The 21,978-nt window shown below is 71.6% G+C and carries 21 protein-coding genes and 1 rRNA gene; 13 read left to right on the forward strand and 9 right to left on the reverse strand.

All coding sequences use genetic code 11. The annotated features are described in order from the left end of the window. The first annotated feature begins 47 nt into the window (after positions 1-47). From ACFV9J_RS09595 to ACFV9J_RS09610, 4 genes are all read left to right on the forward strand, one after another. Complete coding sequence (locus tag ACFV9J_RS09595) at positions 48-1,433, forward strand: CynX/NimT family MFS transporter (RefSeq protein WP_385352168.1); 1,386 nt, start codon at positions 48-50, stop codon at positions 1,431-1,433. A gap of 85 nt (positions 1,434-1,518) precedes the next feature. Then, complete coding sequence (locus ACFV9J_RS09600) at positions 1,519-1,635, forward strand: SGM_5486 family transporter-associated protein (protein WP_352348489.1); 117 nt, start codon at positions 1,519-1,521, stop codon at positions 1,633-1,635. 183 nt (positions 1,636-1,818) lie between these two features. Next, positions 1,819-2,025, forward strand: a complete 207-nt coding sequence (locus ACFV9J_RS09605) for a hypothetical protein (protein WP_385352170.1) — start codon at positions 1,819-1,821, stop codon at positions 2,023-2,025. Between the two features lie 92 nt (positions 2,026-2,117). Then, positions 2,118-2,636 (forward strand): SixA phosphatase family protein, encoded by a 519-nt coding sequence (locus ACFV9J_RS09610; RefSeq protein WP_385352172.1) that lies wholly within the window; start codon positions 2,118-2,120, stop codon positions 2,634-2,636. A 72-nt stretch (positions 2,637-2,708) separates the two neighbouring features. Here the strand turns inward: ACFV9J_RS09610 and serB are convergent, their stop codons facing one another. Both serB and ACFV9J_RS09620 read right to left on the reverse strand, forming a co-directional pair. Beyond that, the gene (serB, locus tag ACFV9J_RS09615) at positions 2,709-3,950 is read right to left on the reverse strand and encodes a phosphoserine phosphatase SerB (protein ID WP_385352174.1); all 1,242 of its coding nucleotides are present in this window, start codon (positions 3,948-3,950) and stop codon (positions 2,709-2,711) included. A gap of 301 nt (positions 3,951-4,251) precedes the next feature. Further along, positions 4,252-6,474, reverse strand: a complete 2,223-nt coding sequence (locus tag ACFV9J_RS09620; RefSeq protein WP_385352176.1) for a streptophobe family protein — start codon at positions 6,472-6,474, stop codon at positions 4,252-4,254. 240 nt (positions 6,475-6,714) lie between these two features. Between ACFV9J_RS09620 and ACFV9J_RS09625 the strand changes: the two genes are divergently transcribed. Beyond that, positions 6,715-9,336 carry an FHA domain-containing protein gene (locus ACFV9J_RS09625; protein ID WP_385352178.1) on the forward strand — a complete coding sequence of 874 codons (2,622 nt, stop codon included), beginning with the start codon at positions 6,715-6,717 and terminating at the stop codon, positions 9,334-9,336. 129 nt (positions 9,337-9,465) lie between these two features. Here the strand turns inward: ACFV9J_RS09625 and ACFV9J_RS09630 are convergent, their stop codons facing one another. The 3 genes from ACFV9J_RS09630 to ACFV9J_RS09640 all read right to left on the reverse strand — a co-directional run bounded on the left by ACFV9J_RS09630 (position 9,466) and on the right by ACFV9J_RS09640 (position 12,343). Continuing rightward, on the reverse strand, positions 9,466-10,185 hold the full coding sequence (locus tag ACFV9J_RS09630; RefSeq protein WP_385352180.1) for a transglycosylase SLT domain-containing protein: 720 nt from the start codon (positions 10,183-10,185) through the stop codon (positions 9,466-9,468). Positions 10,186-10,538: 353 nt separating this feature from the next. Then, positions 10,539-11,648 (reverse strand): S-adenosylmethionine:tRNA ribosyltransferase-isomerase, encoded by a 1,110-nt coding sequence (locus tag ACFV9J_RS09635; protein WP_385352182.1) that lies wholly within the window; start codon positions 11,646-11,648, stop codon positions 10,539-10,541. Continuing rightward, a complete protein-coding gene (locus ACFV9J_RS09640) occupies positions 11,648-12,343 on the reverse strand; it encodes an SDR family NAD(P)-dependent oxidoreductase (RefSeq protein WP_385352184.1) in 696 nt (231 codons plus the stop codon). Before ACFV9J_RS09640 ends, ACFV9J_RS09635 begins: the two co-directional genes overlap by 1 nt. A gap of 218 nt (positions 12,344-12,561) precedes the next feature. On the opposite strand from ACFV9J_RS09640, the gene ACFV9J_RS09645 reads away from it, so the two are divergent. The 3 genes from ACFV9J_RS09645 to chpE all read left to right on the forward strand — a co-directional run bounded on the left by ACFV9J_RS09645 (position 12,562) and on the right by chpE (position 14,792). Continuing rightward, positions 12,562-13,740, forward strand: a complete 1,179-nt coding sequence (locus ACFV9J_RS09645) for a GAF domain-containing sensor histidine kinase (RefSeq protein ID WP_385352186.1) — start codon at positions 12,562-12,564, stop codon at positions 13,738-13,740. After that, positions 13,733-14,374 (forward strand): response regulator, encoded by a 642-nt coding sequence (locus tag ACFV9J_RS09650; protein WP_385352187.1) that lies wholly within the window; start codon positions 13,733-13,735, stop codon positions 14,372-14,374. The genes ACFV9J_RS09645 and ACFV9J_RS09650 overlap by 8 nt, the downstream gene beginning before the upstream one ends. Positions 14,375-14,543: 169 nt before the next feature. Further along, the gene (gene chpE, locus ACFV9J_RS09655; RefSeq protein WP_003977022.1) at positions 14,544-14,792 is read left to right on the forward strand and encodes a chaplin ChpE; all 249 of its coding nucleotides are present in this window, start codon (positions 14,544-14,546) and stop codon (positions 14,790-14,792) included. Between the two features lie 150 nt (positions 14,793-14,942). Here chpE and ACFV9J_RS09660 read toward each other — a convergent pair whose 3' ends face one another. After that, on the reverse strand, positions 14,943-15,728 hold the full coding sequence (locus ACFV9J_RS09660) for a hypothetical protein (protein WP_385352189.1): 786 nt from the start codon (positions 15,726-15,728) through the stop codon (positions 14,943-14,945). Between the two features lie 153 nt (positions 15,729-15,881). Between ACFV9J_RS09660 and ACFV9J_RS09665 the strand changes: the two genes are divergently transcribed. The 3 genes from ACFV9J_RS09665 to ACFV9J_RS09675 all read left to right on the forward strand — a co-directional run bounded on the left by ACFV9J_RS09665 (position 15,882) and on the right by ACFV9J_RS09675 (position 18,302). After that, the gene (locus ACFV9J_RS09665; protein WP_361007937.1) at positions 15,882-16,679 is read left to right on the forward strand and encodes an ABC transporter ATP-binding protein; all 798 of its coding nucleotides are present in this window, start codon (positions 15,882-15,884) and stop codon (positions 16,677-16,679) included. Positions 16,680-16,733: 54 nt separating this feature from the next. Further along, positions 16,734-17,165: an NfeD family protein gene (locus ACFV9J_RS09670; protein ID WP_003977025.1), complete on the forward strand. Its 432-nt coding sequence runs from the start codon at positions 16,734-16,736 to the stop codon at positions 17,163-17,165. A gap of 177 nt (positions 17,166-17,342) precedes the next feature. After that, positions 17,343-18,302: an SPFH domain-containing protein gene (locus tag ACFV9J_RS09675; protein WP_164247628.1), complete on the forward strand. Its 960-nt coding sequence runs from the start codon at positions 17,343-17,345 to the stop codon at positions 18,300-18,302. 112 nt (positions 18,303-18,414) lie between these two features. Here the strand turns inward: ACFV9J_RS09675 and ACFV9J_RS09680 are convergent, their stop codons facing one another. The 3 genes from ACFV9J_RS09680 to ACFV9J_RS09690 all read right to left on the reverse strand — a co-directional run bounded on the left by ACFV9J_RS09680 (position 18,415) and on the right by ACFV9J_RS09690 (position 20,450). After that, the gene (locus ACFV9J_RS09680; protein ID WP_007388340.1) at positions 18,415-18,921 is read right to left on the reverse strand and encodes an HNH endonuclease; all 507 of its coding nucleotides are present in this window, start codon (positions 18,919-18,921) and stop codon (positions 18,415-18,417) included. A 156-nt stretch (positions 18,922-19,077) separates the two neighbouring features. Further along, complete coding sequence (locus ACFV9J_RS09685) at positions 19,078-19,617, reverse strand: YbhB/YbcL family Raf kinase inhibitor-like protein (RefSeq protein ID WP_385352193.1); 540 nt, start codon at positions 19,615-19,617, stop codon at positions 19,078-19,080. Positions 19,618-19,667: 50 nt separating this feature from the next. Then, entirely contained in the window at positions 19,668-20,450 is a 783-nt protein-coding gene (locus ACFV9J_RS09690; protein ID WP_385352195.1) for a sporulation protein, read from the reverse strand. Positions 20,451-20,596: 146 nt separating this feature from the next. Between ACFV9J_RS09690 and ACFV9J_RS09695 the strand changes: the two genes are divergently transcribed. After that, a complete protein-coding gene (locus ACFV9J_RS09695; RefSeq protein ID WP_385352197.1) occupies positions 20,597-21,238 on the forward strand; it encodes a DNA-3-methyladenine glycosylase in 642 nt (213 codons plus the stop codon). Positions 21,239-21,781: 543 nt separating this feature from the next. Then, positions 21,782-21,978 (forward strand): 16S ribosomal RNA (locus ACFV9J_RS09700); the annotation flags it as partial.

The raw sequence follows: 21,978 nt of genomic DNA on the forward strand, positions 1-21,978 counted from the left end.
GCACACGAGGGGACGAGCGAGTGGACAATCAATCATCCCATGATTCTATGATGGGTCTCATGGCTAGTGACGAAACCCGGACGGAGACACGTACGGAGACACGTACGGAGACGCGCACGGACACGGGTACGGAGACGCGCACGCAGGGGCGTGCCGTGGGCGGCGGTGTGTCCGAGGTACCCGGCGAGGCGTCCGCCACGCACGCGTGGACGACCTGGACGACCCGTCTGCTCATCCTCGGCATCGTCCTGGCCGCGGTGAACCTGCGCCCCGCCATCACGAGCCTGGGCGCCCTCCTGGAGGAGGTCCGCGACGGGCTCGGCATGAGCGGCAGCATCGCCGGACTGCTCACCTCCGTGCCCCCGCTCTGCTTCGCCGTCTTCGGGGTCACCGCCCCCAGGCTGGCCCGCCGCTTCGGACCCGGCGCGGTGGTCTGCGCCGGCATGGTCGCCATCACCGCGGGCCTGCTGATCCGCCCGTACGCCGGCGGCACGGGCGGCTTCCTGGCCGCCACCGCCCTGGCACTGATGGGCATCGCCGTCAGCAACGTCCTGATGCCGGTCATCGTCAAGCGCTACTTCCCCGACCGCGTCGGTTCCATGACCGGCCTCTACTCGATGGCCCTCGCCTTCGGCACCTCCGTCGCCGCGGCGGCGACCGTGCCCCTGACCGACGCGCTGGGCGGTCACTGGCGGCCCGGCCTCGCCGTCTGGGCCGTGCTGCCCGCGCTGGCCGTGCTGCCGTGGATCCCCTTCGTGCGGAACCGGAAGGCTCCCGGCACCACGGCGCCGTCCACGCCGCGGCCGGAGGGCGAGCCGTCCGCCGAGAAGCCCGCGGAACAGCCCCCGCTGCGGATCACCCGCAGCCGTACGGCCTGGGCGCTCGCCGTCTTCTTCGGCCTCCAGGCCACGGCCGCCTACATCACCATGGGGTGGATGGCGCAGATCTTCCGGGACTCGGGCGTCTCGGCCGGCACCGCCGGGCTGCTGCTCGCCGTGATCATGGTGATGGGCGTGCCGCTCGCCTTCGTCATCCCCCGGGTGGCGACCCGCCTGCCCCACCAGGGTCCGATCGTGGTGGTCCTGGGCGTGTGCGGGCTCGCCGGATACGCCGGTCTGTACCTCGCGCCGGTCGGCGGCGCCTGGGTCTGGGCCCTGCTGCTCGGCGTCTCCAACTGCGCCTTCCCGCTGGCGCTGACCATGGTCGGGATGCGGGCCAGGACCGGGGCGGGCGTCGCCCAGCTGTCCGCCTTCGCGCAGAGCACCGGCTACCTGATCTCCATCCCGGGTCCGCTCCTGGTGGGCGTGCTCTACCAGCACAGCGGGGGCTGGGGGCTGCCGATCGCGCTGATGAGCGCGCTGATGGTGCCGCAGATCGTGGTGGGCGTCCTGGCGGGACGCGACCGCACCGTGGAGGACGAGGCGGGCCGCTGACCCGGCCGCGCGGCGCGCGAGGCCCGCGGGTCCCCGCGGGCGGCCCGCCGGGAGCGGACCGCGCGGGGGATGCGAGACTTGCCCCATGCCAGTCCTCGATCCGAATCCCCAGAACGGCCAGAAGAAGATGCTGATCGTCTTCGGCTCCTTCCTCGCGATCTTCGTGATCATCGGCATCATCGCGACGATCGCCTCGCCGTGACCCCGCCTCCCGCGACCGGGTGGTGGGGTTAACCCCCCATCCCTTAGGGGGTGAGGGTCAGGGTCAAGTGGGTGGACCTCCGGATGGGTTGGACCCCGCGGATTCCGTAACTTCGAGATGTGCCCGCCACCGGCGGGCCGCGGAGCACGGACCAGGGACGCCCGAAGACCAGCGGAGGCACTCATGTCGGCCCCTACCTACACCCGGCCTCCCCAGGCGACCCGGGGCGGCGTGGACACCCGGCTGCCCTGGTGGGCCCTCGCCCTGCCCGTGCTCGCCTTCGTCGCGCTGCTCCTGCTGATACTCAATCCCGCCGACGCCCAGGCGGCCGCGGAGCAGCCCGCGACGGCCCACCTGCTGGAGCGGCTGGAGCAGCTGACCGCGCGCTGAGCGCCGACCGCAGGCTCCCGCACGCGTCCCGCGGCGAGCCCGCCTGTCAACTCCCAGAGCCCCATGGCCTGTTTCATGCGAAGCTGGAAGACATGAGCGTCGCAGAACCCCGCAGGATTGTTCTCTTCCGGCATGCGAAAGCCGACTGGCCACAGGTGACCGACCACGAGCGGCCGCTCGCCGACCGGGGCCGCATGGACGCCGCGGAGGCCGGGCGTCGGCTCGCGGATACCGGCGTGCCCTTCGACCAGGCCCTGTGCTCCACCTCCGCCCGGACCCGCGAGACCTGGAAGCTCGCCGTCCAGGAGTTCCCGCACCGGCCGAAGACCGTCTACGAGGAGCGGATCTACGAGGCCTCGCCCGGCGAGCTGATCGCCGTGCTCAACGAGACCCCCGACGACCTGCGGAACGTGCTGGTGATCGGCCACAACCCGGGCATGGAGGCGCTGACCGAGATCCTGGCCGGCTCGGCCGGGGACGAGGTCCGCGAGCGGATCAACCGCCGGGGCTTCCCGACCGCCGCCTTCGCCGTCCTCACCTTCACGGGCTCCTGGAAGGACGTGGAGCCCGGCCGGGCCGCCCTGGTCGACTACTGGGCGCCGACCGACTGACCCGCCGCCCCCGCGTGACAGGGCCCGGCACCCTCGCGGTCCGGGCCCTCGGCGTGCCGGGCGTCCCCGGGGTCAGGGCCGCGGGGCCCGACCGAGGCCGTCGCCGAGATCGTCGGCCAGCGTGTCCGCGGCCTCGACCTCCTCGCGGGTGATGCCCAGCAGATAGAGCACCGTGTCGAGGAAGGGGACGTTCACCGCGGTGTGCGCCGCCTCGCGTACCACCGGCTTGGCGTTGAAGGCGACCCCGAGCCCGGCCGCGTTCAGCATGTCCAGGTCGTTGGCACCGTCACCGATCGCCACGGTCTGCGACAGCGGTACGCCCGCCGCGGCGGCGAACCGGCGCAGCAGCCGCGCCTTGCCCGCCCGGTCCACGATCTCCCCGGTGACCCGCCCGGTCAGCCTGCCGTCGACGATCTCCAGCGTGTTGGCCTGCGCGAAGTCCAGTCCCAGCTGCTCCTGCAAGGCGTCGGTGACCTGGGTGAAGCCGCCGGAGACGACCCCCACCTGGTAGCCGAGCCGTTTCAGCGTGCGGATCAGGGTGCGGGCACCCGGCGTCAGCCGCACCTCGGCACGCACCTTGTCCACCACCGAGGCGTCCAGCCCCGCCAGCAGGGCGACGCGGGCGTGCAGCGACTGCTCGAAGTCCAGCTCCCCGCGCATCGCGGCCGCCGTCACCTCGGCGACCTCGTCCTCGCAGCCGGCGTGCGCGGCGAACAGCTCGATGACCTCGTCCTGGATCAGCGTGGAGTCCACGTCCATCACGACCAGGCGCTGCGCCCGGCGGTGCAGCCCCGCCGCGACGACCGCGATGTCCACGCCGAGCGCCGCGGCCTCGGTGGCCAGCGCCGTGCGCAGCGGTTCGGTCTCAACGCCGGAGACCGCGAACTCGACGGCGGTCACCGGGTACTTGGCCAGCCGGAAGATACGGTCGATGTTGCTCCCGGACTCGGTGATCCGGGCCGCTATGGCGGCGGTGGCCTCCGCGGTGAGCGGGTGCCCGAGCACCGTGACCAGCGAGCGGCCGAATCCGCGCGGCCGGTTGTCGCCGATGCCGGAGATGATCTCCGCCTGCAGCTTCAGCGACTCCGCCCAACTGTGGACGGTCGCCCGCAGATCGCCCTCCAGACCACGGGGCGGCTCGGTCACGAGCGCGCACAGCACGATCCGGCCACGGGTGACGACTTGCTCGATGTCGACGACATCGACCGAGTACGCGGCGAGAGTGTCGAACAGGCCGGCCGTGATGCCTGGCCGGTCCTTGCCGAAGATCTTGACGAGGAGAGTGGGAACGTCAGAGGTCTGCGAAGCGCTCATGGTGCTCCCACCGTATCCGGCACCCGGTGCCGCCCGCCCCCGAGGTCCGACTGGCGGACATGAGCCACGGAGGGAAGGACGTGAGCAGCCCGGCGGGGGCCGGGACTTCGCCCCGGTGGCTGTGGCGGGGCGCTTCGGACGCGCGGAGACCGCCGAGCGAGCCGGGTCGTCGTCCTCCGTCCGGGCGGCCCGCACCGCCGGAGCCGGTCCTACGGCCCCACCGCGCGCCCGCGTGGCGCTGCGGAGCCTGCCCGGGCGCGGAGGCGAAGCCTGCGCCTGCCCGGCGCCGGAACACGGGGGCTCACTGCCCGTCCCGGGGGCGCCGGGGCGGCGCGGGGGGTGGGGGCGGAGGTGGCGGAGGGCCCTCGCCCCAGGGCCGGGACGGTGGCCGTTCTCCCGGCCGCCGCGGGCGTCGCGGCGGCTTCCCCGGGCGCGGCTCCAGCGGCCCGGCCACCGTAGGAGCGCCGTACACGTCGTCGTCGGACCAGGGACCCGCCCCGCCGTCCTCCGGGCGCACCTCGTCGGACCAGGGACCCGCCCCGCCGTCCTCCCGGCCTGCGTCGGTGCCGTACCGTCCGGGGCTGTCGTCCTCCGGGCCTGCGTCGGTGCCGTACCGTCCGGGGCTGTCGTCCTCCTGGCCTGCGTCGGTGCCGTACCGTCCGGGGCTGTCGTCCTCCCGGCCCGCGTCGGCGCCGTACCGTCCGGGGCTGTCGTCCTCCCGGCCCGCGTCGGTGCCGTACCACCCGGGGCCGTCGCCCTCATGGCCCGCGCCACTCCCTCCCCGCTGTGCCTGCCCCTGCCCCTGCCCCGGGCCTGCGGGCGGCTGTGCCCCCGACGCCGTATGGCCGGGCCCCGGCGGCAGCCCGGCGTCGCGCCTCGCCGGAGCCCTTCCCGCCGGACGGGCGTCCTCGGGCTCACCCAGGGCTTCTCCCGCGCCCGGCGCCGGGGCGTCCCCGGACCACGGCCCCTCCCGCCACCGCAGGTAGGGGTTGGTGTCCGGACCGGGCGGCCGGTGCGGCGTACTCGGCCGGTACGGCCCGGAGGACGAGCCCGCATACGGCGGACCGCCCGCGACCGCGCTCCCCGTCACGGCCGCCGTCACCGCCCCCGGCACCGCCCCGGCACTGAGTGCCAAGCCCGTCGCCCGGGCCCCCGCAGCCCCGCTCACCCGCGCCAGCAGCGCCCCCGCGGCCCCCGCACCCGCGCCCCAGACGGCACCCAGCAGCAGGGCAGCACCGAGGTGTCCGTGCAGGTCGATGCCCGCGCCGAAGGCGTCGATGCCGAACACCGACAGGGAGGCGTCCACGGAGACCTCCGTGAGCCGTGCCGACAGCGGCAGCGTCACCGCCGTGGCGATGCCCAGCCGCAGCGCACAGCGCCCGGCGAAGGCGAGGGGACGTGCGGCGCCGCCGGGCGCCACCGGTGTCCGCACCGCCGTCAGCACCCCGGCCAGCAGCATCATCAGCGCCGCGGCCACCCCCAGCAGCCATACCCGTCCGTCCAGCTCCGCCAGCCGCCCGAGCGTGACCGGCCTTTCGGCGCCGGAGCCGAGCAGGTCGTCGAGGGGAGCGGGGAGCACCCCGACCAGCTGACCGGTGGCCCGCCCGTCCCACGGCACGGACAGGCCGAGCGGGACGCCGAGCCAGACGCCGTTCGGCGCGCCCAGCAGCGCGGCCCCCGCGATCCGCCGGGGATGGTCGTCGCCGATCGCCGCGTACGCCGCCGCCGCGAGACCGGCCGCCACCGCCGTCAGCGCCACCGTGACCAGGGCGGACACGGCCGGCCGCACCACCCGGTGCAGGGCCCCGCACCCGCGCGGCAGCGGAGTGCGGCGCGAGGCCAGCAACGCGATCAGCAGCACCCCCGCGGACCAGAGGAGACCGCCCAGCAACGTGGGCGCGGTGTCGACGGTGAACCCGACGGCGGCCCGGGCGTCCACCAGGTCACCGACCCGGTCGGGCAGCAGCCCGCCGATGTCGCCCACGTCACCGAGCCCCGGAATCTCCAGCCCGCCGCTCCCGCCCCCGCCGGGCAGGTCGTCGAGCCCGAGCGAGGCGCCGTCGATCGTGACGACGTCGTGACCCGCCCAGGCCAGTCCGCCCGTCATCGCCACGAACAGCGCGACCACCGCGCCCGCGCGCGCCAGGAGTTCGGCGGGGGCGACGACAACTGCGGCCGCGCGCAGGGACCGCAGGAAGAAGAACGACAGGAACAGCGCACCGACCAGTCCCACCCCCAGTGGCGTGATCTCGATGGCCGTGTGCGCCTCGGCCCCTTTCAGACCGAACGCGGACACATCGCCGGCCGGTGTGACCGAACCACCCGCCCCGAGCGCCACGACCGCCGCGGTCATCGGCCCGAGCGAGCCCGCCGCGTCCGCGTCCAGCAGATGCAGGCCGAGCGCCGCCGTTCCCGCCATGCCGATCAATGCCCAGCTCACGGAGGCGATCGCGGACAGCAGTACGTCGCCCCACGGCACACGGGTGCCGTAGCCCTCGGTTCCGACGCTCGTGGACGCGCTCATGGCAGACCCCCCGATCCGCTGCGCGGTCAAGTTGCCGCGCATGTCCCCCTCGCGTGGAATACCACTCTCCGGGCAGGTTTCAACCCCGTCAACGGGAACGGCCGAAGGGTGCCTACGCACTTTTCACAAGGCCCGACTTTCGGTCAGGGCCCCGAGCCTGAAATAGTTCCCCCCGATGTTCGACATCCCTAGACTCCCCGCGACGGGAGCACATCGGGGGACAACTCAGTGGGGCATGGAGTGCCGGAACTCGTACTGGAATCCAATGGACGGACCTGGACGCTCGATCCGTCCCGGTCATACGCGCTAGGACGCGATCCGCAGGGGGAGCTTGTTTTCGACGACGCCAGGGTCTCCTGGCGGCATGCCACGATCAGTTTCAACGGCCGCAGTTGGGTGGTCGAGGACCACGGCAGCACCAACGGCACGTTCGTGCACGGGCAGCGGGTCCAGCAGACGGAGCTCGGCGCCGGCGCGGTGCTGAACCTGGGCAACGCGACCGACGGGCCACGCGTGAGCCTGACCGGCGCCCAGGCCCCGGCCGGCGCGCCGCAGGTCCAGCCGCAACAGCAACAGCAACAGCAACAGCAGCAGCCGTACGCCGCGCAGGGCGCGAACGCGGGCTGGGCCCAGCAGGCGCCGCCCGTGCAGGAGCCGTTCAAGCAGCAGGCGCCGCCGCAGCAGGCACCGCAGCACAGGCAGCAGTACCAGGCCCAGCAGGCCGGCTGGCAGCAGCAACAGCCGCCGCAGCAGGTCGCGCCGCAGCCGCAGCAGGTCGCGCCGCACTTCCCCCAGCAGCAGGGACCAGGCGGCGCGGCGGGGGCGCCACCGGCCCACGGGGACCGCAGCCCGACCACGTTCCACCAGTTCTCGCTCGGCCGCGTCATGCGCATCGGCCGTGCCCTGGAGAACGACCTGGTCGTCTCCGACCTCCAGGTCTCCCGCAACCACGCGGAGTTCCACTCGACGCCCGACGGGCGCATGGAGATCCGCGACCTCGGCTCGCACAACGGCACGTACGTCAACGGCCAGCCGATCGCCAAGGGCGGCTCCCAGCTGCTCGGCCCGACCGACATCGTCGGTGTCGGCCACTCGACGTTCCAGATCGTCGGCGACCGGCTCGAGGAGTTCGTCGACACCGGTGAGGTCTCCTTCTCCGCCCGGCACCTGACCGTCACGGTCGACGGCGGCAAGCAGATCCTCAAGGACGTCTCCTTCGGCGTGCCCGAGAAGTCGCTGATCGCGGTCATCGGTCCGTCGGGTTCCGGCAAGTCGACCCTGCTCAAGGCGCTCACCGGCTACCGGCCCGCCGACCAGGGCGAGGTCCTCTACGACAACCGGAACCTGTACAAGCAGTTCGCCGAGCTGCGCCAGCGCATCGGTCTGGTCCCGCAGGACGACATCCTGCACAAGGAGCTGACCGTCAAGAAGGCGCTCAAGTACGCGGCGAAGCTCCGCTTCCCGGCCGACACCACGGCCGCGGAGCGCGACGCCCGTATAGACGAGGTGCTGCGCGAGCTGAAGCTGGACATCCACAAGGACAAGAAGGTCACGTCCCTGTCCGGCGGTCAGCGCAAGCGCGTGTCCGTCGCCCTGGAGCTGCTGACCAAGCCGTCGCTGATCTTCCTGGACGAGCCGACCTCCGGCCTCGACCCGGGCATGGACCGCGACGTCATGCAGCTGCTGCGCGGCCTGGCCGACGACGGCCGCACCGTCCTCGTCGTCACCCACTCGGTGGCCGAGCTGGCGACCTGCGACAAGCTGCTCGTGATGGCGCCGGGTGGTTCCGTGGCCTACTTCGGGCCGCCCGAGGAGGCGCTGAACTTCTTCGGCTACGACACCTGGGCCGACGTCTTCTCCGCCTTCGAGAACTACCGCGACTACGACTGGGCGGGCCGCTGGAAGGGCTCGCAGCACTACCAGATGTACGCCGCGGACCTCGACGCCGTCGCGCCGCAGTCCGTACAGGTGCCGTCGATGCAGGCGATGAAGCCGCCGAAGCCGCAGGGCTGGATGTCGCAGTTCGTCACGCTGGTGCGGCGCTACACGTCGGTGATCGCCTCCGACAAGGGCTTCCTGGCCCTGATGGTGATCCTGCCGGCCGTGCTGGGCGCGGTGAGCCTGCTCATCGACGCGGACAAGGGCCTGCTGCCCAACCCCGCGAACCCGCAGACCGGCCGGATCATCCCGAACGGCACCGCCACCACGGTCCTGCTGATCCTCGCGGTCGGCGCCTGCTTCGCGGGTGCCGCGAACTCGGTCCGAGAGCTGATCAAGGAACGGGTGATCTACGAGCGGGAACGCGCGACCGGCCTGTCCCGGTCCGCGTACCTGATGTCCAAGGTCTTCGTGCTCGGTCTGATCACGGTGTTCCAGGGCCTGCTGGTCGGCGTGATCGGCTTCGCCAGCCGCGAGATCCCGGAGGAGGGGCTGGTCCTCGGGGGGCTGACGCTGGTCGAGCTGTCCCTGCCGATCATGGCCCTCGGCTTCACCTCGATGATGTTCGGCCTGGTGATCTCCTCGCTGGTGAAGACCGCCGAGAAGACCATGCCGCTGCTGGTGATGTTCGCGATCATCCAGGTCGTCTTCACCGGCTGCCTCTTCGCCCTGAACGGCGCGGTCGGCGTCAACCAGTTCTCGTACCTGATGCCCTCGCGCTGGGCGGTCGCCGCGGCCGGAGCCACGCTGGACTTCAACAAGATCAGTCCGCCCGAGAAGGGCGCCGAGGCCGACCCGCTGTGGGAGCACACCGTCGGCGCCTGGGGCATGGACATGGTCGCGCTGATCGTCCTCGGCGTGATCTGCGGCTTCTTCGTCGCCCGCTTCCTGCGGCGGCACGAGCCCGAGGTCATGCGCAAGTAGGCCGGCATCCGGCGGGCCCCACGACCCGGCCCGCACGCCCCGAAGGGCGGCACCCCGTCAGGAGGGTGCCGCCCTTCGGCGTACGGTGGGTGCGGCGTCGGCGACGTCGTGAAGAGGTCCGCGCCGACCTCAGTACGCGCTGTCGACGTTGTCCATGGTGCCGTACTTGTCCGCGGCGTAGTTGCACGCGGCGACGATGTTGGCGACCGGGTCGTAGATGTTCTTCGAGGTGCCGGGGACGTGGTAGGCCGCGAACGTCGGCGGGATGACCTGGAGCAGGCCCTTCGACGGGATGCCGTTGATGGCGTTGATGTCCCAGTCGTTGATGGCCCGCGGGTTGCCGGAGGACTCCCGCATGATGTTGCGGTGGATGCCCTCGTAGGTTCCGGGGATGCCGTGCTTCTTCATGATGGCCCGGGCCTCGCGGATCCAGCCGTCGAGGTTGTTCGGGTAGGACTTCGGCGCGGCCTTCTTGACCTCGGTGCGCTGCGCGGAGCGGCTGGTGGTCTCCTTGGCCTCACGCTTGGCGGCGGCCTTCTTGGCGGTCGCCTTCTTCTCGGCGGTCGCCTTCTTGGCGGCCGCCTCCTTCTTGGCCTCGATGGCGGCGACCTTCTGGCTCGCGCCGGCGAGCTGGCCGGTGACACCGGCGTGCACGTCCTGGATCTGCTTGGTGCTGTACGCCACCTTGGCCGTCGGAGCGGCCTCGCTCGTGGTCGTCGTCTGGCCGCTGGCCGGGACGGCGGTGAGGGCGACGGCGGCGGCGCCGAGCGCGCCGACACCGGCGATCGCGGCCTTCTGGGTGCGGTTCAGGGAACGACTGCGACCACGGGGAAGGATGTTCTTGAGCATGGCGGGATAGACCTCTTCGAATAGCGCGGAGGTCGCTCTCGTCCGGTGGGGACAGTTGGTGCTTCCGGCACAAACGCCGCGGGGGAGAACCCACGGCGCTGAGCGACGAGAGCAATTCTTAGCGGCCGCAAAATCCGGAGGCAAAGGTGTGACGTACGAAGCCGGGTAGTGGATCAGGGAACGGCAAAGCGGGGCAGATTGGACCATCTGCCCCGCTCAAAACGGACGAGTCGTTCTCCTACTCCCCTTCGTACGTGACGTGCGCCCTATGCGCGGGCTCACATCGACCCCCCACCTTTCTTACTGCTAGTTGCTGAAGCAATGCGATGTGTGAGTGGGTGTGCGCCGCCCTCCTACGGCAGGAGGAGATGGACGTCCCCGAACTCGTGCCACAGGTAGCGCCGCCGCACCGCGGCCTCGTACCCGCGGTCGATCGCCGCCCGCCCCGCCACCGCCGCCAGCATCAGCAGATGCGAGGCCTCGGGCTCGTGCAAGCCCGTCAGCAGGCCGTCCACCACCCGCACCCCGCGCTCCGGCGTCACCACCAGATCGGTCCACCCGGCCCGCGCCCGCACGACCCCGTCGGCCCCGGCCGCCGACTCCACCGCCCGTACGGCCGTCGTCCCCACCGCCACCACCCGCCCGTCACCGGCGCGCACGGCGTTGATCAGCCGCGCCGACGCCTGAGGCACCGCGAACCGCTCCGGATAAGGCGGCTCGTGCGCCTCCGCCGAGGCCACCCCCGTGTGCAGCGTCACCGGCGCGAACTGCACCCCGCGGCTCACCAGCTCCGCCACCAGCCGCGCCGTGAACGGCCGCCCCGCGCTCGGCATCTCCGCACTGCCCGCCCCGTCCGCGTACGGCAGCGCGAACACCGTCTGGTAGACGGACAGCGGCTGGTCCCGCTCCGTATAGGAGTAGCGAATGGGCCGCCCGTGCTCCCGCAGCAGCGCGGGCACCTCCGCCCCCGACACCCGCGCCCACCACAACCGCTCCCCGCGCGCACTCAGCGGCTCCTCCAGCACCAGCCGGGCCCCACCGGGCAGCCGCACCTTCGTCCCCGCCGGACCACCGCACCCGCGTGCCTCCACACTCTCCGCACGCGCGCGCGGGAGGCCCGTCACGTCCGCTGCTTCCGCACGCGCGCGCGTAGTGCCCCTCCCGTCCGGTTCCCGCAGCTCCACCGCCCACCGGCCGTCGTCCCCGCGCGTGGAGAAGTGCACCACCACGCGCGCGTGCCCGACCCGGCCGTCCACGGCGGCCGCCAGCGTGGGCGAGGTGTTCACCACCAGCAGATCACCGGCCCGCAGCAGCCCCGGCAGCGCGGCGAACCCGTGGTGCGACACCTCGGTGCCCCGCGACACCAGCAGCCGTACGTCGTCCCGGTCGAGCCCCGGTCCCCGCTGCTCGGCCGGCACCCGGGCCGACAGCTCCTCCGGGACCCGCACCGCCAGTGGCGACATCACCGTGCCTCCAGCAGCGCCACAGCCCCGTAGCGCCCGCTCGCCGGACGCCCGTCCAGCAGCCGCAGCAGCCCCGGCACGACACTCGCCGGGTCCGGCCGCGGATCCTCGTCGTCCGGCACGGCCGCCGCGTACAGGTCCGTGGCCATGTCCCCCGGATCGACCGCCCAGACCCGCAGGCCCGGCTCCTCGGCCCCCAGCACCGCCGCCAGCTGGTCCAGGGCCGCCTTGGACGCCCCGTAGCCGCCCCACGTCTCGTACGCCTCGGCGGCCGCGTCGGAGCTGATCGTCATCACCGCGCCCGCAGGGGCCTCCCGCAGCAGCGGCAGCGCCTCACGGACCAGGCCCAGCGCGGCCACCACGTTCACCTCCAGAGCCCGCCGCAGACCCTCCAGGGGCAGCTCCGCCAGCCGCACCAGCGGCTCGGCGCCCAGCGCGCTGGCGTTGCTGACCAGCAGATCCACGCCGCCCAGCCGCCGGGCCTGCGCCACCAGCCCCGTCCGGTGCCAGGAGTCGGTGACGTCGCCGGGCAACGCCGACACGCGCGTGCCGTACACCTCCAGCCCCCTCGCCGCCTCCTTGAGGACCTCGGGACTCCTCGCGTCCAGCACCAGGTCCCACCCCCGTGCCGCCAGGGCCTCGGCGAGTGCCCGGCCCAGCCCCTTGGACGCCCCCGTGATGATCGCAACCGGCATGACACACGTCCCCTTCGTCGTCCCCGCCGTCCGTCCGTCCGGCGTGATCCTCAACGTAGGAACCGGCCGCCGCCGCCCGCCTCGGGCACCGGCCCCAACCTCCGAGGGCCCTTCGCCCTAGGCCGGGCGGACGGGACCCCGGACCTAGTCCCACCGCCCTAGGCGACGCCCGTCACCGGGCCGATCCCGCCCCCACCCGCCGCGGGTACCGTGAGGACATGACCCACGGCCCCCGGTCCGGCCTCACCGCGGTGAGTTCCGCGCTGCTGGCCATGAGCAGGCACCTCGAGGTGCGCGACGTCCTCAAGACGATCGTCGCCTCGGCCCGCGAGCTGCTCGACGCCCAGTACGCCGCCCTCGGCGTCCCCGACGACCACGGCGGCTTCGCCCAGTTCGTGGTCGACGGCGTGAGCGACGAGCAGTGGAAGGCCATCGGCCCGCTGCCGCGCCAGCACGGCATCCTCGCCGCGATGCTCCACGAGGCCACCCCCGAACGCCTCGGCGACGTCCGCAAGGACCCCCGCTTCGGCGGCTGGCCCTCCGCCCACCCCGACCTGGTCGACTTCCTGGGCCTGCCGATCCGCGACGGCGACGAGGTGCTCGGGGCCCTGTTCCTGGCCAACAAGCTGCGCCCTGTGGGGGGAGACCCCCCACACCCCCCGTGTCCGAAGCCGGAAGGCACCTGCGGCTTCACCCAGGACGACGAGGAACTGCTCGGCATCCTCGCCCAGCACGCCGCCATCGCCCTCACCAACGCGCGCCTGTACGAGCGCAGCCGCGAACTCACCATCGCCGAGGAGCGCTCCCGCCTCGCCCACGAGCTGCACGACGCGGTCAGCCAGAAGCTCTTCTCCCTGCGCCTGACCGCCCAGGCCGCCACCGCCCTGGTCGACCGCGACCCCGCGCGCGCCAAGGGCGAGCTGCACCAGGTCGCCACCCTGGCCGCCGAGGCCGCCGACGAGCTGCGCGCCGCCGTCGTCGAGCTGCGCCCCGCCGCCCTGGAGGAGGACGGCCTGGTCGCCACCCTGCGCACCCAGATCCAGGTCCTCGACCGGGCCCACGCCGCCAGCGTCACCTTCACCGGCCACGGCGTCAAGGCCCTGCCGGCCGCCCAGGAGGAGGCGATGCTGCGCGTGGCCCAGGAGGCACTGCACAACGCCCTGCGCCACTCCGGGGCGGAACGCGTCGACGTGACCCTGCACCGGCAGGGCACCGGAACCGTCCTGCGCGTCACCGACGACGGCGGCGGCTTCGACCCCCGCACGGTGCGCCGCGCCGGACGCCACCTGGGCCTGGTCTCGATGCGGGACCGGGCGAACGGCACCGGCGGCCGGCTGACCGTGCGGTCCGCGCCCGGCGAGGGCACCACGATCGAGATGGAGGTTCCCGGTGGCTGACGCAATCAAGGTGCTGCTCGTCGACGACCACCAAGTGGTGCGCCGGGGACTGCGCACCTTCCTGGAGGTACAGGACGACATCGAGGTGGTCGGCGAGGCCGCGGACGGCGCCGAGGGCGTCGACCGCGCCCAGGAGCTGAAGCCCGACGTGATCCTCATGGACGTCAAGATGCCGGGCATGGACGGCGTCGACGCGCTGCGCAGACTCCGCGAACTGGACAACCACGCGCGCGTGCTGGTCGTCACCAGCTTCACCGAGCAGCGCACCGTGGTCCCGGCCCTGCGGGCGGGCGCGGCCGGATACGTGTACAAGGACGTCGACCCCGACGCGCTGGCCGGCGCCATCCGCTCCGTCCACGCCGGGCACATCCTGCTCCAGCCCGAGGTCGCGGGCGCCCTCCTGAGCCAGGAGGAGAGCAGCTCCGGGCCGGGCAGGGCGGGGTCCCTCACGGAGCGGGAGCGCGAGGTGCTGGGCCTGATAGCGGACGGCCGCTCCAACCGGGAGATCGCGCGTGCGCTGGTCCTCTCCGAGAAGACGGTGAAGACCCACGTCTCGAACATCCTGATGAAACTCGACCTCGCGGACCGCACCCAGGCCGCCCTGTGGGCCGTGCGCCACGGCGTGGCCGGCTGACCGCGCCCGGCCGCCCCTGTACGCGGCGGGGCGGCGGAGGGTTCCCCTCCGGTCGGAGATTCATACCGTCGTGGGAATGTCCCCCATATGGCGCATCCTTCGAGGGGTCCGGCCGTTCTCCAGTGCGTGCCGCGGCGACTGCCGCGGCGATCGCAAGGAGGGCTTGTAAGTGAAGAACCTGAAGAAGGCAGCGGCCGTGACGATGGTGGCCGGCGGCCTGATCGCCGCCGGCGCGGGCATGGCCTCCGCCACCGACGGCGGCGCCCACGCCCACGGCAAGGCCGTCGGCTCCCCGGGCGTCGCCTCGGGCAACCTGGTCCAGGCGCCGATCCACATCCCGGTCAACGCCGTCGGCAACAGCGTCAACGTCATCGGCGTCCTGAACCCGGCCTTCGGCAACCTGGGCGTCAACCACTGACGCAGGCCGCCGCCCCACGCCGTCCCAGCAGCGGGCAATCGTGCCGCTGGGGCGGCACGGGTGGGCGCTGCGGCACCTCGTCAGCGCCGAGCAGCGCCACCCCGGCCCACGCCCGCACTCACCCCGGGCGCCCACCAAGACACGGCACCGTCACCGCCCCCGCTCCACCACAACGGAGTTGTACGCCGCGACCTGCGCCCGCCGAGCCACCCGCTCCACCGGCCTGAGCGCATCCCCCCGCGCGGCCATCTCGGACGCGCTCACCGCACCCCCGTGCCCGTTCTCCGACGCCAGCGACACCAGCACCCCCACCCGCTGCGCCAACTCCAGCACCCGCACCGCCCGCGGCGGATACCCCGGCGCCAGCACCTCCCGCCCGGACGACCGCTCCGCCCGCGCCCGGTACGCCGCGACCGCCGCCTCCGCCACCGGCCCCGACCCGGCGACATCCAGCCGCGTCAGCACCTCCGTGGCGTCCCGCAGCGCCTCCGCCAGCTCCCGCTCCGCCTCCCCGAGCGAGGGCACGTCCGCCGGCGGCGCCTCCCGCACCGGCAGGCAGTGCCAGACGACCTCGACGTGCACGTCCCCCTCGGGCCCCGCCTCGTACACCTCCGGCACCAGCCCCAGCGCGGCCCCCTCACAGATCACCGCCTCCTCGGACTCCAGCGCCCGCGCGTTGAACTCCGGCGGCCCGCTCAGCCCCAGCGGATGCCCCGGCGCGGGCAGCGCGATCCGCAGCCCGACCGCGCCGAGCGCCCGCAGCCGCCCCAGCGCCAGCGTGAGACCGACCGGCGCGGCTTCACCCGGCAGCCCCTCCACCCGGTGCACCGCGTCCTCGCCCACGATCGCGACCGCGGCGTCGTCCGGCGAGACCATATGGGCAATAAGGGCATTTCCCCAGGCGGCAAGGCGCCCTGCGCGTGGTTCCGAGAGCATGCCCCCACCCTAAGGACCGGACCGATGGAACGGTTACGCCGACCGGTGGCGTAGATTTCCTGGAGGGGCCTGCGCCCACCGGCGCCGCGGCCCGAGCCACAGGTGTACGCGACAGCCGAGACCGGCCACAATGCAAGGGGAGACAACGCGCTCATGAGCGATGTTCTGGAGCTTCAGGACGTAACCGTGGTCCGCGAGGGCCGGGCTCTGGTGGACCAGGTCTCCTGGTCGGTCAAGGAGGGCGAGCGCTGGGTCATCCTCGGTCCCAACGGCGCCGGCAAGACCACCCTCCTCAACGTCGCGTCCAGCTACCTCTACCCGAGCAGCGGCACCGCCACCATCCTCGGCGAGACCCTCGGCAAGCCCGGCACCGACGTCTTCGAACTGCGTCCGCGCATCGGCGTCGCCGGCATCGCCATGGCCGACAAGCTGCCCAAGCGCCAGACCGTCCTGCAGACCGTGCTCACCGCCGCGTACGGCATGACCGCCGGCTGGCAGGAGGAGTACGAGGACATCGACGAGCAGCGCGCCCGCGCCTTCCTCGACCGCCTCGGCATGACCGAGTACCTGGACCGCAGGTTCGGCACCCTCTCCGAGGGCGAGCGCAAGCGCACCCTGATCGCCCGCGCCCTGATGACCGACCCCGAGCTGCTCCTCCTCGACGAGCCCGCCGCCGGCCTCGACCTCGGCGGCCGCGAGGACCTCGTCCGCCGCCTCGGCCGACTCGCCCGCGACCCCATCGCACCCTCCATGATCATGGTCACCCACCACGTCGAGGAGATCGCCCCGGGCTTCACCCACGTCCTGATGATCCGTCAGGGCAAGGTCCTGGCCGCCGGACCCCTGGAGCTCGAACTGACCTCCCGCAACCTGTCCCTCTGCTTCGGACTCCCGCTCGTCGTCGAGCAGGCCGGGGACCGGTGGACCGCCAAGGGGCTCCCGCTGTCCTGACCCGCCCCAAGTGCGCCCTGTCCTCGGCGTCCCCGTCGGACCTACCATGACAGCGTGAACGACATCGACGCATGGGTGTGGTGGCTCGTCGCCGCGGCAGCGCTCGGAATTCCGCTCGTCGTGACCGCGATGCCGGAGTTCGGGATGTTCGCCGTCGGCGCGGTCGCCGCCGCCGTCGCCTCCGGACTGGGCGCGGACCTGGTCGTCCAGGTACTTGTCTTCGTCATCGTCTCGGTCGCCCTCATCGCCGTCGTACGGCCCATCGCCGCCCGACACCGCTCCCAACAGCCCCAACTGGCCACGGGAGTGGACGCCCTGAAGGGCAGACAGGCCGTCGTCCTGGAGCGGGTCGACGGTGCCGGCGGCCGGATCAAACTCGCCGGGGAGATCTGGTCGGCACGCGCCCTGGACACCGGGCGCGCCTTCGAGCCGGGCGAGGAAGTGGACGTCGTGGAGATCGACGGGGCCACGGCCGTCATCATGTGACCCCGACGGGCACAAGTGGCCCGAACGGCCTCCGCGCCGCGCGACGGTCTGTCAGACTCGACCAGCAAGATCCTCAACAGCCGTAAGATCAGCAGTAGTCAGGGTCAGCCAGGTCAACGGATCTGGTCAATAGGATCTGCCGGAGCGCCGAGGCGGAGAAGGGGACGGACACCCACGATGGAACCGGTCATCATCGTCCTGATCATCCTGGTGGTGTTGGTCTTCATCGCCCTGATCAAAACCATCCAGGTCATCCCGCAGGCCAGCGCCGCCATCGTCGAGCGCTTCGGCCGCTACACGCGGACCCTCAACGCGGGCCTCAACATCGTGGTCCCGTTCATCGACACCATCCGCAACCGCATCGACCTGCGCGAACAGGTCGTCCCCTTCCCGCCGCAGCCGGTCATCACCCAGGACAACCTGGTCGTCAACATCGACACCGTCATCTACTACCAGGTGACCGACGCCCGCGCCGCGACCTACGAGGTCGCCAGCTACATCCAGGCGATCGAGCAGCTCACCGTCACCACCCTGCGCAACATCATCGGCGGCATGGACCTGGAACGGACCCTGACCTCGCGCGAGGAGATCAACGCGGCCCTGCGCGGCGTCCTCGACGAGGCCACCGGCAAGTGGGGCATCCGCGTCAACCGCGTCGAGCTCAAGGCCATCGAACCGCCCACCTCCATCCAGGACTCGATGGAGAAGCAGATGCGCGCCGACCGTGACAAGCGCGCCGCGATCCTCCAGGCCGAAGGTGTCCGGCAGTCCGAGATCCTGCGCGCCGAGGGCGAGAAGCAGTCCCAGATCCTGCGCGCCGAAGGTGAGGCCAAGGCCGCCGCCCTGCGCGCCGAGGGCGAGGCCCAGGCCGTCCGCACGGTCTTCGAGGCCATCCACGCCGGCGACCCGGACCAGAAGCTGCTCTCCTACCAGTACCTCCAGATGCTCCCGAAGATCGCCGAGGGCGACGCCAACAAGCTCTGGATCGTCCCCAGCGAAATCGGCGACGCCCTCAAGGGCCTCTCCGGCGCCATGGGCAACCTCGGCGGCCTGGGCGGCGGTTCGGGCACCGGAGGCGGCAACGGCGGCGCGAGCGTCCCGGCCCAGGAACGCCGAGAGAAGCCGTCGATCGACTGACGGTTCCTTCTGACGCCGGGCCGTCCCTGCGCCCCAAGGGGCGCGGGGAACTGCGCGACAAGCCACAACGGACCCGCAGCCGGCGACGCACATCACCCCCCACGTCGCAGACTCACGCCGCGTCCAACACCAACCACTCCGGCAGCGCGGCGAAGTCGTCCCGGGCCAGCGCCAGCAACATCGCATCCGCGGGAGTCGGCTCGAACGGCTCCCGAAGCAACGGCATCCCCGCCTGCTCCGGAGTCCGGTTCGCCTTGCGGTGGTTGTCCTCCGCACACGAGGCCACCGTGTTCAGCCAGGTGTCCTGCCCGCCGTGCGACCGCGGCACCACGTGGTCGACGGTCGTCGCCCGCCGCCCGCAGTACGCGCACCGGTGCCGGTCCCGGACCAGCACCCCCCGCCTAGACCACGGAGCCCGTCTTCGGAACGGCACCCGTACGTATTGGCACAGCCTGATCACCCGCGGCGCGGGTATGTCGAGCGCGGCTCCGCGCATGCGCAGCGAGGGGTGGGCCTGCTCGACGACGGCCTTGTCCTGGAGCACCAGAACGACGGCTCGGTTCAACGTCACCGTCGACAACGGCTCGAAGCTCGCGTTCAGCACCAGCGTGTCCCGCATACCAGCCCACCTCCCGTGCGCACCGGCCCACCCCCTGGCGGGCTGGGATCAACTCTGGCCGGGCACGCCGAGATGGACAACGCAATATAAAGATGCCCGCCCCTGATCCATTCCAAGACCAGGGGCGGGCAAACGTTCCATGAACGCTCAGCTGGGTCAGCTGTCGGCGGGCACCTCGTACTCACCGACCAGCTGGGCGCGCGCGATCGTGTGGAACCGCAGATTGAAGCCGACGAAGGCGGCGGTGCCGTCCGCGTCCGGACCGAGCTTCTCCTGGTCCACGGCGTACACCGTGAACACATACCGGTGCGGGCCGTCCCCGGGCGGCGGCGCGGCCCCGCCGAAGTCCTTGCTGCCGTAGTCGTTGCGCGCCTGTACGGCACCCTGCGGCAGCCCCTCGAAGGTGCCGCTGCCCGCCCCCACCGGCAGCTCGGTCACCGAGGCCGGGATGTCGAACACCACCCAGTGCCAGAACCCGCTGCCCGTCGGGGCGTCCGGGTCGTAGCAGGTCACGGCGAAGCTCTTGGTCTCGGCCGGGAACCCCTCCCACCGCAGCTGCGGCGAGGTGTTCCCGGCCGCGTGGACCTGAGCGTCCTTGAGCGTCCCGCCCTCCTGGACGTCGTCACTCGTGACGGTGAACGACGGCACGGGCGGGTGGAAGTCATGGGGGAGCGGACGCCGCTTCAGCTCGGTCACCTCGGTACCTCCTGAATGGTCTGGTGCAGAGATGACCGAGCCTAGATCTTCTAGAACCAGTTGCGCTTGCTGCCGACCTCGGAGAGCCACTGGTTGAGGTACGCCGTCCAGTCGGTGCCCTGGTAGTCGTTGAGCCCGACCTTGAAGGAACGGAACGTGTCGCTGCCCTCGCTGAACAGTCCGGGCTTCTTGTCCATCTCCAGCACGACGTCCATCGCCTGCGCGTCGGCCACGAAGCTCAGCTCGACCTGGTTCAGCCCGCGGTACTGCTGCGGCGGGAGGAACTCGATCTCCTGGTAGAAGGGCAGCTGCTGCCGCGTACCCCGGATGTGGCCCCGCTCCATGTCCGCGCTCTTGAAGCGGAAGCCCAGACCGATGAACGCGTCCAGGATCGCCTTCTGCGCCGGCAGCGGATGCACGTTGATGGCGTCCAGGTCACCGGAGTCCACGGCGCGCGCGATCTCCAGCTCCGTGGTGACGCCGATGTTCATCCCGCGCAGCGCCTGCCCGTCGATCATGGTGATCGGCGTCTCCCACGGGATCTCCAGCCCGAAGGGCACCGCGTGCACCACTCCGGCCTTCAGCTCGAAGGCACCACCGAGTCGCACCTTGGTGAACTCGATGTCCTGCTTGTACTCCTGGTCGCCGCTCTCCACCTCGACCTTGGCCTGAAGCCCGACCGACAGCCCCTCGATCTCCTGGTCGACGGACCCGCCCTGGATCCGCACCTCACCCTGGACGACACCCCCCGGAACGACGTTGCCCTCGCTCAGCACGGTCTCGACCGAAGCCCCGCCGGCCCCCAGACTCGCGAGCAGCTTCTTGAACGCCATGTCTCTCCCTCTCCAGGCTTACGTGTGGATCCTCGACCCATACAAACGCGATCCGACCGTGGCCGGTTCCGCACCCCACACCCTGGCAAGGCGGACGCTCCCCGACCACCCCGCGCACGGTCCCGGCTGCGTTACGCTCGGACGGCATGATCGCGAGCCCCGACCGTACGCCCCTGCCCAGGGAATTCTTCGACCGCCCCGTCCTCGAGGTGGCCCCCGACCTCCTGGGCCGCATCCTGGTGCGCACCGGTCCGGACGGTCCGATCGCCCTCCGCCTGACGGAGGTGGAGGCCTACGACGGTCAGAACGACCCCGGCTCCCACGCCTACCGCGGTCGCACCCCTCGCAACGAGGTGATGTTCGGTCCCCCCGGACACGTGTACGTCTACTTCACCTACGGCATGTGGTTCTGCATGAACCTGGTGTGCGGCCCCGAGGGCAGGTCGAGCGCGGTACTGCTCCGGGCCGGCGAGATCATCGAGGGGGCCGAGCTGGCCCGGACCCGTCGGCTCTCCGCCCGCAATGACAAGGAACTGGCCAAAGGCCCGGCCCGCCTCGCCACGGCCCTGGGCGTGGACCGCGCATTGAACGGCACGGACGCGTGCACGCCCCAAGAGACGCCGCTGCGCATCCTGACGGGTACCCCCGCACCCGGTGACCAGGTACGGAACGGGCCCCGTACCGGCGTGGCCGGCGAAGGCGGCGTGCACCCCTGGCGCTACTGGGTCGCCGACGACCCGACGGTCCGCCCGTATCGGGCCCATGTCCCGAGGAAGCGCCGAAGTTGACTCTCCTTTGGGAGACGCGTAACGTAGCCCGAGCCGCTTGACCCGGGTACGGCAATCGCCTGCAGCCGGAAGCGGCCAACCCACTACCAACGACTTCCCTCAGCGGGAGCGAATTCGGCATGTCCGCATGCCTGAATTCAAACTCGCGGGACTCGATTATGAGTCCACGGAGAAATCGGCTAACGTAGTGAATGTCGAAAGGCCGACGAGCGAAAGCGCGAAGGCGTCGACAAATCCCGCCGACAGGGAATCGGATCGAAAAGGATCTGATAGAGTCGGAAACGCAAGACCGAAGGGAAGCGCCCGGAGGAAAGCCCGAGAGGGTGAGTACAAAGGAAGCGTCCGTTCCTTGAGAACTCAACAGCGTGCCAAAAGTCAACGCCAGATATGTTGATACCCCGACCTGATCGGATCTCCGTTCGGGTTGAGGTTCCTTTGAAGTAACACAACAGCGAGGACGCTGTGAACGGTCGGATTATTCCTCCGACTGTTCCGCTCTCGTGGTGTCACCCGCGCTTTTAATTAAGCACTGTCGGGTAAACATTCACGGAGAGTTTGATCCTGGCTCAGGACGAACGCTGGCGGCGTGCTTAACACATGCAAGTCGAACGATGAACCACTTCGGTGGGGATTAGTGGCGAACGGGTGAGTAACACGTGGGCAATCTGCCCTTCACTCTGGGACAAGCCCTGGAAACGGGGTCTAATACCGGATACTGACCCTCGCAGGCATCTGCGAGG

Source organism: Streptomyces sp. NPDC059906 (assembly GCF_042730645.1).
Lineage (GTDB): Bacteria > Actinomycetota > Actinomycetes > Streptomycetales > Streptomycetaceae > Streptomyces > Streptomyces rubrogriseus.